Source organism: Legionella sp. PATHC039, from assembly GCF_026191275.1.
GTDB classification, from domain to species: domain Bacteria; phylum Pseudomonadota; class Gammaproteobacteria; order Legionellales; family Legionellaceae; genus Legionella; species Legionella pneumophila.
This window is the reverse complement of sequence record NZ_JAPHOP010000001.1, coordinates 1407994-1422475: the sequence shown is the minus strand read 5'-3', so window position 1 is coordinate 1422475 and position 14482 is coordinate 1407994. Positions and strand designations below refer to the sequence as shown.

The following is a 14482-nucleotide window of genomic DNA, read 5'->3' as shown; positions in this document are numbered from 1 at the left end:
AACATGAGAGAGATAAAAACAATTGTTAGTGATGGTGTCACGTTTCCAATAGCGCTAGTTGTAAGTACTTTTAATGAATTGATAACCTCTGCATTAAAAAAAGGGGCGTTAGATAGATTGACTGAACTGGGTTTTAAATCGGAGGACATTACCTTAGTTGAGGTTCCTGGAGCAGTAGAGATTCCGTTTGTTGCACAGTTGCTAGCGAAAAAACAAAAAGTAGAAGTTATAGTGGCACTTGGAGCAGTTATCCGTGGTGAAACCTCTCATTATGATTACGTTTGTGATCAGGTTAGTCAGGGATGCCAAAGGGTTATGTTAGATTATAATATCCCGGTTATCTTTGGTGTATTAACTACTGAAAATGATGAGCAGGCTTTGGCAAGAGTGGGAGGAACTCACGGCCATAAAGGGAGAGATGCGATAGATTGTGCGGTTTCCATGCGTTCTATTAAACAACAATTGCAATAATTCTATTAATTTTGCTCAAATTTCTGTTATTTATATTTTCATTTTGATAGAATTGAATCCCGTTTACATGCAAATTAAATTGAACACCAAATTGGTGGATTCGGCATTTTGAGCGGGGTCAAAAAATGACAAAATATATTTTTATTACTGGCGGTGTTGTGTCTTCTTTAGGAAAAGGCATAGCAGCCGCATCTCTTGCAGCTATTCTTGAAGCTCGTGGTCTTCGCGTTACGTTGATAAAGCTTGATCCCTACATTAACGTTGATCCTGGTACTATGAGTCCCTTTCAGCATGGTGAGGTTTTTGTAACGAATGACGGGGCGGAGACCGATTTGGATTTGGGACATTATGAGCGCTTTGTTAAAACAACAATGACCAAGCGTAATAATTTCACATCGGGAAAAATTTACGAAAATGTAATTAAGAAAGAAAGACGAGGTGATTATTTAGGAGGGACAGTCCAGGTTATTCCTCATATTACTAATGAAATCAAACGCTGTATCAAACTCGGTGCAGATGCATTCGATGTGGCTATGGTTGAAATAGGAGGAACTGTTGGTGATATTGAATCACTACCCTTTCTTGAAGCAATTAGGCAGATGCGTATTGAGTTAGGTTCACAACGAGCAATATTTATTCATCTTACTTTGGTTCCTTATATTGCTACTTCTGGGGAAACCAAAACCAAACCAACTCAACACTCGGTAAAGGAATTGCGTTCTATTGGTATCCAGCCAGATGTATTGATTTGCCGTTCAGAAAAACCATTATCCATGGCAGACAGGGCTAAAATCGCATTATTCACTAATGTTGAAAAAGAAGCTGTGATTTCTCTTGAGGATGCGAATAGTATTTATCAAATACCTATGATTCTACATGCGCAGCATTTAGACGAAATTGTTGTTAAGAAACTAAGCCTGGAAGCTAAGCAGGCTGATTTGAGCGAGTGGCAACGAGTAGTTGATATGCAAGCAGTTCAAACGATGACAGTGAAAATCGCTATGGTAGGTAAATATACGGAGCTGAATGATGCCTACAAGTCGATTAATGAAGCTTTATTGCATGCTGGAATTCATACGGAAACAAAAGTAGAAATTATCTATTTTGATGCTGAGATGATAGAAAAGCATGGCGCTTTATTGCTTGAATCCATTGATGCTATTTTGGTACCTGGTGGTTTTGGTGAGAGAGGAGTCGAAGGCAAAATTAAGGCTATCCAATATGCTCGGGAGCATAAGGTTCCTTTTTTAGGGATATGTTTGGGTATGCAAACAGCTGTTATTGAGTTTGCGAGAAATGTAGTTGGTTTAACAGGAGCTAATTCGACTGAGTTCAATAAAGAAACATTGTATCCAGTGCTTGGTTTAATTAGTGAATGGATGGATGCCGATGGTAGCAAGCAGATCAGGGACGAAAATACTGACTTGGGTGGAACCATGCGCTTGGGCGGACAATACTGTCATCTTGCTGAAGGCACTCTGGCAAGAAAAGTTTATGGCAAACCACAAATTATAGAGCGCCATCGACATCGATATGAAGTCAATAACAAGTATGTGGATAGTTTAGTAAAACATGGCTTAATTATTTCAGGACGATCAGCAGATAATTCACTGGTTGAGATGATAGAATTAGCAGACCACCCCTGGTTTTTAGCTTGTCAGTTTCATCCTGAGTTCACATCAAATCCAAGAGATAGTCATCCTCTATTTAAAGAATTTGTACTTGCAGCTCGTATTCACCATCAAGAGAAGGACAAAAAATGAGATTATGTGGTTTTGAAGCAGGCTTAGATAAGCCATTGTTTTTGATTGCCGGCCCTTGTGTTATTGAAAGTGAAGAACTGGCTTTAGAGACCGCAGGATATTTAAAGGAAATGTGCAGTCAATTGAATATCCCTTTCATCTATAAGTCTTCTTTTGATAAGGCAAACCGCTCATCTATTTCCAGTTACAGAGGGCCTGGCTTTGAAAAAGGGTTATCGATTCTGGAAAAGGTCAAATCACAAATAGGTGTTCCTGTTTTGACTGACGTTCATGAAGACACGCCCTTATTTGAAGTCTCCAGTGTGGTAGATGTATTACAAACGCCAGCCTTCCTATGCAGGCAAACCAATTTTATCCAAAAAGTTGCTGCCATGAATAAACCGGTTAATATTAAAAAAGGACAGTTTCTTGCTCCCTGGGAAATGAAACATGTAATTGCGAAGGCAAAGGCGCAAGGCAATGAGCAAATTATGGCTTGTGAGCGAGGAGTGAGCTTCGGCTACAATAATTTGGTTTCTGATATGCGTTCCCTCGTTATCATGCGTGAAACCGGCTGTCCAGTGGTTTATGATGCAACACATTCGGTTCAATTGCCCGGGGGCAATAATGGTGTATCCGGGGGGCAGAGAGAATTTATTCCGGCTCTTGCAAGAGCAGCTGTAGCTGTTGGAATATCAGGGTTATTTATGGAAACTCACCCTGATCCGGATAAAGCACTAAGTGATGGTCCCAATAGTTGGCCTCTAGATAAAATGAAACAACTTTTGGAATCATTGAAAGCAGCGGATGAAGTGTATAAAAAGTACAGTACTGATTTCTAAATTAAATGATATCCCGTGTAAAAAGAAGTATGGCACGGGAATATTTTTTATTTTGCTCCTCCCTTTTATCTGATTAATCATACCGTTTTTATTTGATTCAAAAGAGATAATAATGGTATTAATATAATCATATTGATCCCAATGTTTTCTTGATGAATAAAATGTTACAATATATGCATTGAGAAAATATTGGAGCCAGCCATTATGCCCGGTATTAAAAAATTCAATTTAACTTATCAACAGGTACCTAAAACATTTTCATTGCCTGAATGTGTATTTTTATCCAAAGATGTTGAATTAATTCCTGAAGAAGTATTGAAACAAACCAAAATACAAAAAAATATTGTTGCTAAAACTATTGAGCAAATCGATAAAGATCTTGAAAGAACCTGTTACGTGGATTTTGATGGACTTACTGTTGCGCAATTAAAAACTGATTGGTTAACTGTCAATCCACAAGGTGATTTGGCGCTATCAGAAGGTGTTTATCCATCCTTTTCTCAGGGAGACAATACCGGTGCGGTAATAGGAGAAATTCTTCAAACCAAACATTTTTCGTTACCTTTGTCAGAAGAAGACCCTAAAGCATTCATGGAAGTAACAAGAAATACAACGAGAATTTGTTTTTCTTATAAAAATTCTTCTGGACAACCCTCAGGATTTTCCCTGGTTGCTGCTCCAAATGGGGATAGTGAAGGAAAACATAAAGGCTGGATTATTTCAGTTATCCAAAATACCGTTAGGAATTACAAGGACAGGAAAGTATCAGTTCTTGCTTCTCCAAATTATGTAAGGTCTGAAGCTCAATCAACAGTCGATATGGACACTCCTGATGCTATTGAAAGAGAATTAAAGAGAGTCATTAATAATGACAAAGTCGCCAGTTTAATAAAAGGCGTTTTTAAGGAAGATGGAACTCTCAATGGGGATTATATTCGACAATTGACTTCACGGATCAAAGGGAATCGAAATATAGACGATCGTGACCGAAAATCTGCACAATTCAATATTCTCATCGAATTGGCAGAACAATTGGATGATGAAAAATTAAGACACTATATCAATTCAATAAAAGCTAATATGGCTGCAGATATTGAGTTTTTCAAAGATGGAATTTATGAGCAGCATCTAAGTGAGTTATCCAACAAGATTTCCTTATCGTTAAGTAAGATGCCTTCTGTAAATAAAAAAACTACTGAAATAAGCAGAATATTAAATAATATTTCTGAGCGTTATGCACAGATTAAAATGATTGAGGATGCACAGAGAAAGAACCCGGAGTTAGCCCATATTTTTAAAGCAATGGCTCAAAAAATAAAATCCGATTTCTATGATATAAAATTTGATGGAACACGTCAGGATAATCGAAATATTTTGCTCTTAAGTCAATTTGAGGTCGCAAGTGTTGAACAAAAGATTAGAAACTATTATCAAACCAATCCTCTGGTAAAACAATATTTTATAGATAAAGATAAAGCAAATCATCATTTACAAGTTGATCTAAGCCGGTTATCTCCTCCCAAAAATGAGGGTTTTTTCAGTAGAAATAAAGAGTCATTTGGATTTAGTATTTTTATGGGTCTAATCGTAGGAGTCAGTGCGGCATTATTTTTGACTGGCGTTCTTGCCCCCATCGGAGTAACTCTTATTGCTGTTGGAGCAGCTTTGATTACAACAGGACTGGTAGGGTCAATCGATATTTATATCAATGAGAAAGAGTACGCTAAAGAAACATCGCATTATTCTAATGAGGTAAAATGCTTAAGGAGTGCTCATAGGGAGCATTTGGTTCGTTTAGAAAAAAATTTACATGAGCAAATCAACCTTTCTGATTTCCTTACTCCTGATAAACCGGAGTTTTTATCAGGCATCAAAGTCAATAAGAAAAAACCGCTGACTCCGGAGAGCGTAGCCCATGCTTTATGGCTACAGGATAAAAGTGCTCGAGATACTTCAGTAGCAAAAAATAGATTTTCGATATGGGCTGCCAAGCAGGAAAATCTGGATTTTGGTATAGAGGAAGTGGAAAGCGTAATCAAACAAAGATATATCATGAAATCATAAAAAATATTGAGAATTCAATGAAGCAGACATTTATGACTCTTGGCAAAACATAGCAAACGAATCAGCTGATTGGATAATACAGTAAGAAAATATGTTAACGGATGCTCAAATACAACAAGCTATTAATAATCTTAATATCCTTATTGCACACCATAATTTGCCACTATCTTGCTTTTCTTTTAAAAATGAGCAAGTTACAAGAAACTGGCTTTTCAAATCTGAATCAATACATGCTACTGCTCTTAGTAATTATTTAAAGAAAATTATCAATGAAGTTTCGAGCGGCGAAGTAGATAAGACTCATAGTTTATATGCTAGTTTGTTTATTACCTTACAAAATTTCCTTCATTTACAACCGAATCGGGTAATTGAGGGCTTGAATTTTAATTTAGAGAATAGTCAGTACCTGAAACGCAAAAACTTGATTATCAAGAGACTGGAACATTTTCATATCGAGAATCAATTCAGGGATGATCTGAAACGGCATCTTCTTCCTGAGATTCAATATAATACGTGCACTGGGCATTATACCTCGCCAGACGATTATAAAGCGTATCAACATGGCTCAGAAGCCCAGCGAATTTTCTTCTCTACTCAATGGAAAAGATTAAAAGCCTTATGCAATTGGTTATTGGCTAAAATGGGTATTCATATTTTTGAAACCGCACGTTATAAAGAACATGACTATCTGGATAGTGAGGTCTATGCCAATGATCCAGCGATTGAACCAGGGTTAAGCCCACAACAATCAGCCACTCATTACTGGATTGGCCATGCATCAAATCTAATGACCATACCGGCTCATGATTCGCCATTGCATGTAGTCACTTATCCTGTTGAAGGTGATTTGGCTCCATTTCTATACCCGCGTATGACAAAAGAAGGGAGTTTAATTGAGGGAACTGGTAGTAAAAAATTACCCAGAATTGATATAGTAGTGATTTCTCACAATCACCATGATCATGTAAGTTTCTAGAACGCATATTGAAGTAGGTAATTACGAGCAAGATATCCGCAATTGCCAGAGTAACAGTGATTTACTCGCTGTATTAAACCATATGGAAAGAAATCTGGGCAAAAGAAATCCACATGGCCACATGCAGAGTTTGATTTATTATGCTAAATGGGTAATTGATTTTTCCAATAAATATCAACATGAAACTCTAATGAAATTTAAAGAATATTTTGCTTGCCAGCAGATAAGAAAATTGGCTGATCAAGAGATTCATCATGCTGGCCTTATAGTGGGTTTCGGAGATCCCCAAGCGAAGCAACAGCGGTTTAAAGTACTCTCAAATGAATTGGCTGATTTGCCTGTGGATGTTACAGAATATAGAAAAGCCATCGATAATTGGCTTGCCACACGAGTTAATGATGGACAATCTACCCAACAATTGCTTAGTGAAAATCGCTCATCTGTTTTTGCAAAAAAAGTAACCCGTGGAGAAAGCACCGTGCTCCATATCAAAACAACTCTTGAACTGGCAGTATCAAGTTAATAGATACAATGACTTTAGTCTTTTGTATTAATGGGTTAGATGTCATTCACTTAATTTTTGTGCTTGAAGAACAGAATAACGCTAAAGTGAAATTGGTTGTCTTGGGAAAATATACCGTGGTAATGTTGTCTGGCGGAGAGACAGGGATTCGAACCCTGGGAAGGTTGCCCTTCAACGGTTTTCAAGACCGCCGCAATCGACCGCTCTGCCATCTCTCCGGTCGAGAATACTATATGAACGCCTATCATTTTGCAAATGTTTTTTCATAGATAAATAAAAGAATAATAGGTTGTTCGCAAATTAACTGGTCCTAGGTATAATGTCCCAAATTTTCCAGTTGCTGTACTTATAAATACAGCAGATATAATTGATAGGTGTGCTTTATGAAACGAATTCATGTGTTATTTCTTATTGGGTTAGTTGTTGGAATCTCATCGTGTACTAAATGGGGAAAAGATGATGAGGATAATAACCCATATAAAGGCATGACCGCTAAGCAGCTCTACACTGCGGCACAAACCTCTTTAAAAAAAGAGGAATATGCTACTGCTGCCAAACAGTTGGAAGCCATGGAGTCTATGTATCCTTTTAGTGACTATACTGAAAGCTCTCAAATGCAGCTTATTTATGCCTATTATAAAGACGAAGATTATCCTTCTGCTGCGGCAACGGCTGAGCGCTTTATTCATCTGTATCCACGAGCAAAAAACGTTGATTATGCTTACTATATGAGAGGTTTGGCTAACTTCCAGCAAACACGAGGCGTATTTGCCAAAATGCTCCCTATGGATGAATCCTGGAGAGACCCTGGGACACAAACTCAAGCACTGGTTGACTTTGCTACTTTAATTCAGAAATTCCCTGACAGCAAATATAAAGCTAACGCTTTGCAACGTATGATTTATTTACGAAATATGTTTGCTCAGCACGAGCTCAATGTCTCTCTTTACTATTTCAAACGTAAAATGTATGTGGCTGCCATTGAACGGGCCAGTTATCTAGTGAAAAACTATCCCCAAGCTCCCAGCGCTCAAAAGGCATTAGTGGTGATGTACGAATCCAATAAAGCTTTAGGGCTTAACAAGGCAGCAGAGGATGCTATGGCTGTCTACAAGGCTACTTATCATACTTCCAATATGGTCAGAATTAATTCTTGATGAATACAAAAACTTATAGAGTTTATTCTGTCAGCTGGGTTCAGCATGTGATATGCAATCCACTCGTTTTCCCTTGAGTCAAGAGGAGAGGGAACTCTGTTAACAAAGGAGCTCCCTCGATAGGTTCCAGGTTAAAATGATATCGCTTTATATTGTGCAATCTTCTGCAATTTTTTCAATTTGAGCCGATTTCATTTCTGCATGATTAACAAATATCTTCATTAATCCGTTAATAAGTTCTCTTAACTCCCCACTTAATAAGGTCAACGCGGCATCTTGTCTTTGATACTCTTCTTCCAATTGTCTGATCTCATTAAAATCGTCGATCAGATAATCAAGGCTTTTCAGTTTTTTAAAAGTAAAATCCTGCGTCAAGGTGAACTGAATCCGCTCTTTCCAAATTAATGAGATTTCTGCAGTCCCCATACCTTGAGCCAATAGAGTCAGGATTTCTTCGGCAGGTAATTCGTAGCCTTTGCAATGGACTCGTTTTTTTTCATCTTCAAGAGAAAAGAGTAAACAATCGGAGGCTAATTGAAAGTCATCAGGGAGAGTTGCTGGAGAATGGATCCATTCTGCGAATCGTAAAGCAAGATTTTCGGTAAGGTTTAATGGTTCTATCACAATACCAGGGATTGATTTACGCAAAAAAGAAGTAAACTGAGACGCCTGATTGCTGCTTGAAGTATTAATAATTAATCTCTGACTGACACTATCAAGAATCGCTAAAAGTTTTTTTTGAACACAGAAGGATTTAGGCAATAGTTCAAATTCAAGATCCTCAGCCATTTGAGCCTTTTCTGCGCGTTTTACCGGTCGACCCTGGGCTGCTTCTATTTGCTGAATTTTTTCCTTGAGCATTTTATTAATGACTCCTCTAGGGAGGATTCGCTCTTCTTTACCCAGGCAAATAAGCGTGCTACCAGCCACTTCATGCACCATTTCCTGCTCAAACGCAGGAACCCAGCCATAAGTAAAGCGAGCATGGGGAGGGCAGGGCTTAAGCGCTTCTTCAGTCAAAGAACGGTTTAAGTCACATCCACCGTCTAGTTTGTATTGAAACATTAGTGCATTATTGAACCACATAATCAGTCCTTAAAATAAATTTGGGATGTTATCACGGATAGCATTTTACTGCGATGATTAGGGGCTGTTGCCATTTCGACGCAAGAGAACAAACTGTCAACAGACCCTGGCCAAAACTCATAAAATACAATAGGTACCTATTGCTATAGTTCTATTGTAAGGTAATTTATAGAATTCAATATTTAAATTCGCTGAGTAATTGCGCATCAAGAAAGCAAACAGTTTTTCTTGCCAATAAAAACTTAGTGATCTTTTTTCTTTCGAAGCCATAATATTGGGTATTTCAACCATAAATGTTGCTGTGTCAACATTGAACTTAAAAGGAAGTATATTTTTATTGCAAGCTTTTTCCAGACTTCTTGGGATATTAATTGTTTCCATAAAGCCATAATGTATTACTAGTTTACATACTTTTTCATCAAGGCAAACAATTTCATAGCGCTGGCTGTAATGAACATAAGGAATGTTATCAACAATATAATTTACAATTAAGACATTTTCCGGTACTGAGCGGTTTAGTTTAAGAAAATGGAGAAAGCTACCACCACTTTTGTCATAAACATCAGTAATAAAAATCGCCGAAACACCGGGCAGTTGATTTAAACTTTTATATTGTAGTTGTTTTAAAATTTTAGAGATATCTTCTTTGTTCATATAAAAATTATCTCTTAAATACTCTAACCCATAGCGCCAACTGTACATAATGAAGGCGATAAAGAAAGCTAAAACAATTGGAACCCAGCCACCCGTAATGAATTTATGAGTATTAGCCCCTAAAAAGGCTAAATCAATCAAAAGGAATAGACCAAAGAGGAATATTACATTGAATGTTGGCCATCTCCATATTGAAACAGCGGCATAAGCAACCATGGCATCAACTAAAAGCATTTCAAGATTTACAGCAATTCCATAAGCATGAGCCAGGTTATCTGAGGTTTTGAAGGCCAGGCAAAATGCCATGGTACCGATAAATAGAATAAAATTGATTTGCGGAACATAGATTTGTCCTGAATGCAGCATGGAGGTCTGGACAATTGGAATTTTGGGGCATAAACCTAACAGCACCGCTTGTTTGGTTAGTGAAAAAGTTGCTGAAATTACTGCTTGGGATGCGATCACTGTAGCAACGGTTGCAATAATAATTAAAGGCAGATAAAACCATGGTGGGGCAATCATGAAAAATGGGTTACTTATTTCTTCGGGGCGTACTATCAGGTTAGCGCCTTGGCCAAAATAATTTAATAGCAGGCAGGGAAGCGCTATAAAAAACCAGCTGAATCGGATTGGATTTTTACCAAAATGACCTATGTCTGCAAATAAGGCTTCCCCTCCTGTTACTACTAGGAAAATCCCCCCCAGCAAAAAGTATCCTCGCAGGCCTTCATCAACCAAAAATGCAATGGCATGGTAGGGATTGATGGCTTGTAAAACTACTGGATGCTCTACAATTTGTAATATTCCTAATATGGCTATGGTTATAAACCAAATAAGTATAAGTGGCCCAAAAAGGTAGCCTATCCTTGCTGTGCCTTTGGCTTGCAAAGAGAAAAGCAAAACGAGGATCACAGAAGCTATGGGAAGAACGTAAGGGTAGAGCTTATCAGAAAGAGTTCCAAGACCTTCTACCGCACTGACAACGGAAATGGCCGGTGTTAGCATACCATCACCTAATAACAAACCGGCACCAAAAATGGCGACTATGTAAAATAGAGGTTGATATTTGGTACTCTTATGCTTCATTAAGGCAAGAAGTGCCAAAATTCCTCCTTCCCCATCATTATCTGCCCGAAAAATAATCATCAGATATTTAAAAGAAACAACGATGATTAATGACCAAAAAATGAGCGATAATACGCCTAATATATTGAATTGATTGATAGGAATGCCTGATAAAGTAACTTTTAAAGCATACAGTGGACTAGTACCTATATCACCAAATACTATCCCAAGAGCTCCAAGGGCAAGGCCATAAGTGAATCTGTTTTTTTTCATTTCATAGGAGGAATAACGCATGTGCTATCACCAAAAGGCATTAATTGCCAGTACATAGGTCATATAATGGGAAGTATTTATTCCACTTACAGGGAACCAAACTCCACCAATTACCCCAATATTTTCATTGAAGTTGTATTCTATTGCCGGAGCCAGTGCTTCTTCTCTAAATGAGCCGTTGCCAATGACTACGGGGGCAGCATCCAAATCACTGACGTTGACCGGCGGGCTTCCAATGCTGGTAAAGTTTAAAATACCGTTAAACCGAGTGGCTTTACCAGTTGCAATATAACCTTCCATTACGGCAACCCAGTGTTGAGTAAGAGTAAATTCGAAGGCCAAGTCTAGGTTGTTTTCAATGCCTGGTTTAACCGTCCCATGAGTATTTATTGAACCACCATAACTGCTTAGTCCATCAACATGAACATTACTGGAAAAAAGACGTGATGCAATAAATCGTGTTCTGAGATAATGGGTTTTAAAAACTTGTAATAAATATTGAAAATCTAAGCCCACTAAGGTTTGGTAGCTTCCAAGACCAGTAGCATCAGTACCAAGTAAAGCAGGATTCAATTGGTCATAGCGTCCAGTGGGTATGGTTTCCTGTAAAAGGACACGAAAATCAATTCCTTTAGGCGAGCCTTTTTGTTCCAGAATTTGTATTCCCAATGCAGTTGCAACATCAGCCAAATGGTTTTCATGAATACCGCGTGTCGAGTTGAATAAATAAGGCACGGTCAACTGCACGTCCAGCCAGTCAGTAAAGCCATGAGTGAGTATTGGGTTGGCGGCAAAGGTTTTAAACTTGGGTGTGGATATCCTTTGTCCAGAGGCATTGTATTGCCCATCAGTAAAGACATCAATGCCATAAACTTCGAGGTTGGTATGTCCTTTGGGGACAGTATGGCCTGCGGGTGCCAATAAAGGTCCGGTGAACCAGGGACCGGCATAACCAACGCTCACTGAAGATGAAAATAGAAAAATGGCTAGGTATTTTGTAAATTGCCGCATATTTGTCCTTCTTTCCATTGCAAGTATAATTCTTGATAGTGTAGATTAACTGACTTTTAGGTTTTGGGAAATAGAGAATGAAAGCGAAAATTATTTTAGTGAGTGGAAAGCAAAACACTGTATTAAGAGGCCATCCCTGGATTTTCCCCAAAGCCATAGCTCAATATTCTGGCAAGCTAATTACAGGTGAATTGGTTGAGATAATTGGCTCTGAAGGTGAGAGTTTAGGATTCGGAGCCTATAATGAGCACTCTTTATATAGAGTAAGGGTTCTTGCTCTCTCCAACGAACAGATAAATAGCTCAGATTATAAGTCTTTAATTACTCATAGAATCAAACAAGCCAGTCTGGTGAGACGATGTCTTGATTTACCAAATGAACAGACTAATGCTTATCGATTGTTCAACAGTGAAGCGGATGGACTCTCTGGTTTAACGATTGATTGCTTTAATGACTATTGCGTTATAGCAAGTTCTGCTTATTGGGTAGAGTTGAACAAATCGATTATTGTTCAGGTATTGCAAGAGTTATTCCCGCATAATCATATCATTTGGCTTCCTCAAAACAAGCCATTATCTAAAGACGGCTGGAAAGAAATTCATACAGAGAAAAGCCAGGATAGCACTCAGGTTTTGGAAGAAGGTGTTCTGTATCATGTTGAATTTGCGCAAACCCAAAAAACTGGATTGTTTCTTGATCAAAGAGAAAATCACAAAAGGATAGCAAACCTGTCCAGGGGAAAAAGAGTCTTGGATCTTTATACTTTTACGGGAGGATTTGCTTTGCACGCAGCAAAAGCGGGCGCTCTTCATGTTACGGCTGTAGATAGCTCGGCGCAGGCAATAGAGCAGGCTAAAAATAATGCTGTTTTAAATCACTTAAATACCATTGAATTTATTAAGGCAGATGCCAGAGAATATCTGAAAATGGCTGGCGAATATGATGTGGTCATTCTTGACCCGCCAAAACTGGTCCCTTCACAAAAACATTTACAGCAAGCTAAAAATTATTACCGATTTTTACATAGAGAAGCATTTAAATATATGAAACCAGGAGCTTTATTGATGACTTGCAACTGTTCTTCAGCGCTTTCATCCCAGGATTTTTGTTCCCTGGTAAGCGCTCAGGCTGTTGCAATGGGAAAGCAAGCGCGTATTTTAGGCGTATACGGACCAGCAAGCTGCCATCCTACCTTGGCAGCCTTTCCAGAGGGAAATTATTTAACAGCTGTTTTATTGGCATTGGTGTAAAAAAACTTGATTGTTAAATCATGGATGTCACAGACCGATTTTCCTGTGTAACATTTGATTAGTTTGGTCTTAATATGTATAATTGGCGCATGTTGCAATAGAGAGAATTAATCATTTTCTAATGAGTTTAGCATTGAAAATCAAGTCAATTATTTTATCTTTTTTTCTTTTTTTGATGGCTACAATAGTTTGCGCCTCGGAAGTGAGTTTAAGAGATAAAATTGGGCAGATGTTAATATTAGGATTCCAGGGCAAAGTGGTTGACGAGAAATCACCTATTGCCCAGGCAATTGAGAAAAACAACATTGGTGGTGTTATTCTTTTTGATTTTAATCAGCAGTCACAAACTTTTGATAAAAATATAGAAAGTCCGGAACAAGTCAACCGATTAAATAATCAGTTACAAATACTAACGCAAAAAGCCAACCGTAAATATCATAGAGATAATTTACCATTACTTATTTCAGTTGATTACGAGGGGGGAAACGTTAATCGATTGCATCCCCGTTATGGATTCCCTGAAATGCCTTCAGCAAAAGACGTTGGTTCCATGTCTCTGGAAAGAGCTGATGCATTAGCAGAATTGATGGCAAATACTTTAAAATCAACAGGATTTAATTTGAATTTTTTCCCTGAATTAGATGTGAATATAAATCCTGATAATCCTATCATAGGTAAAAAAGACAGGAGTTTCTCTTCGATACCGGAAGTTGTCACTCAATACGCGCAACTTTATACAGAGCAATTTATAAAACATCAAATACATTGTTCTTATAAACATTTTCCTGGACATGGCAGTTCATTATCTGATTCACATTTGGGTTTTGTAGATATAAGTGACACTTGGAGCGAGCAAGAATTAATCCCTTTTTTACAATTATTATCTCAACCCAATCATTGCGATATGGTGATGATAGCTCATATTGTGAATAGAAAACTGGACATGACAGGGCTACCTGCCAGCCTATCTTACCAGATCATTAACGGATTATTGCGCCGTGATTTAAAATTTGACGGGGTTGTTATCACCGATGATATGCAAATGAAAGCAATAACGAATTATTATGGATTAGAAACTGCTGTAACTCTTTCAATTAATGCAGGAGCAGATATGCTAATATTTGGTAATCAATTGGTAGAAAAATTTCAAGACTCGACAGAAATCATTGACATGATCGAGCAAAAAGTTCGATCGGGAGAGATTTCTGAACAAAGGATTAATGAAGCTTATCAACGAATTGTAAAAATGAAGAGCTCTTTTAATTATTAGAAGTTTTTCTCAATTTACTCTGACAAAAGTACTTTGATAATCTGCGAGCTATAGATAAGCTGAGGCATATATGCGATGTAGGTCAATTATCAAAAAAA

At 37.9% G+C, this 14482-nt stretch carries 12 protein-coding genes and 1 tRNA gene; 9 read left to right on the top strand and 4 right to left on the bottom strand.

The window, feature by feature from the left end; genetic code table 11:
• Positions 1-3 precede the first annotated feature (3 nt).
• From ribH to OQI99_RS06430, 6 genes are all read left to right on the top strand, one after another.
• The gene (ribH, locus tag OQI99_RS06455; protein WP_010946914.1) at positions 4-471 is read left to right on the top strand and encodes a 6,7-dimethyl-8-ribityllumazine synthase; all 468 of its coding nucleotides are present in this window, start codon (positions 4-6) and stop codon (positions 469-471) included.
• 125 nt (positions 472-596) lie between these two features.
• Complete coding sequence (locus OQI99_RS06450; RefSeq protein WP_010946915.1) at positions 597-2234, top strand: CTP synthase; 1638 nt, start codon at positions 597-599, stop codon at positions 2232-2234.
• Entirely contained in the window at positions 2231-3055 is an 825-nt protein-coding gene (kdsA, locus tag OQI99_RS06445; RefSeq protein WP_010946916.1) for a 3-deoxy-8-phosphooctulonate synthase, read from the top strand. The genes OQI99_RS06450 and kdsA overlap by 4 nt, the downstream gene beginning before the upstream one ends.
• 171 nt (positions 3056-3226) lie before the next feature.
• On the top strand, positions 3227-5119 hold the full coding sequence (gene ravS, locus OQI99_RS06440; RefSeq protein ID WP_265732355.1) for a Dot/Icm T4SS effector RavS: 1893 nt from the start codon (positions 3227-3229) through the stop codon (positions 5117-5119).
• Between the two features lie 91 nt (positions 5120-5210).
• Positions 5211-6095 (top strand): hypothetical protein, encoded by an 885-nt coding sequence (locus OQI99_RS06435; protein ID WP_265731508.1) that lies wholly within the window; start codon positions 5211-5213, stop codon positions 6093-6095.
• An 82-nt stretch (positions 6096-6177) separates the two neighbouring features.
• Positions 6178-6618 (top strand): hypothetical protein, encoded by a 441-nt coding sequence (locus tag OQI99_RS06430; RefSeq protein ID WP_265731507.1) that lies wholly within the window; start codon positions 6178-6180, stop codon positions 6616-6618.
• 130 nt (positions 6619-6748) lie between these two features.
• On the opposite strand, the gene OQI99_RS06425 is transcribed toward OQI99_RS06430, so the two are convergent.
• Positions 6749-6836 (bottom strand) — tRNA-Ser (locus OQI99_RS06425).
• A gap of 165 nt (positions 6837-7001) precedes the next feature.
• Here OQI99_RS06425 and OQI99_RS06420 point away from each other — a divergent pair.
• Positions 7002-7775, top strand: a complete 774-nt coding sequence (locus tag OQI99_RS06420) for an outer membrane protein assembly factor BamD (protein ID WP_265731506.1) — start codon at positions 7002-7004, stop codon at positions 7773-7775.
• Between the two features lie 147 nt (positions 7776-7922).
• Here the strand turns inward: OQI99_RS06420 and OQI99_RS06415 are convergent, their stop codons facing one another.
• The 3 genes from OQI99_RS06415 to OQI99_RS06405 form a co-directional block, all read right to left on the bottom strand.
• Positions 7923-8861: a recombination-associated protein RdgC gene (locus OQI99_RS06415; protein WP_265731505.1), complete on the bottom strand. Its 939-nt coding sequence runs from the start codon at positions 8859-8861 to the stop codon at positions 7923-7925.
• Between the two features lie 117 nt (positions 8862-8978).
• On the bottom strand, positions 8979-10853 hold the full coding sequence (locus OQI99_RS06410; RefSeq protein WP_265732354.1) for a potassium transporter Kup: 1875 nt from the start codon (positions 10851-10853) through the stop codon (positions 8979-8981).
• Between the two features lie 27 nt (positions 10854-10880).
• Positions 10881-11864 carry a hypothetical protein gene (locus OQI99_RS06405; RefSeq protein ID WP_265731504.1) on the bottom strand — a complete coding sequence of 328 codons (984 nt, stop codon included), beginning with the start codon at positions 11862-11864 and terminating at the stop codon, positions 10881-10883.
• Between the two features lie 77 nt (positions 11865-11941).
• On the opposite strand from OQI99_RS06405, the gene OQI99_RS06400 reads away from it, so the two are divergent.
• Together OQI99_RS06400 and OQI99_RS06395 are read left to right on the top strand one after the other, a co-directional pair.
• Entirely contained in the window at positions 11942-13114 is a 1173-nt protein-coding gene (locus tag OQI99_RS06400) for a class I SAM-dependent rRNA methyltransferase (protein WP_265731503.1), read from the top strand.
• Positions 13115-13235: 121 nt separating this feature from the next.
• Complete coding sequence (locus OQI99_RS06395; RefSeq protein ID WP_265731502.1) at positions 13236-14384, top strand: glycoside hydrolase family 3 protein; 1149 nt, start codon at positions 13236-13238, stop codon at positions 14382-14384.
• The last annotated feature ends 98 nt before the right edge of the window (positions 14385-14482 follow it).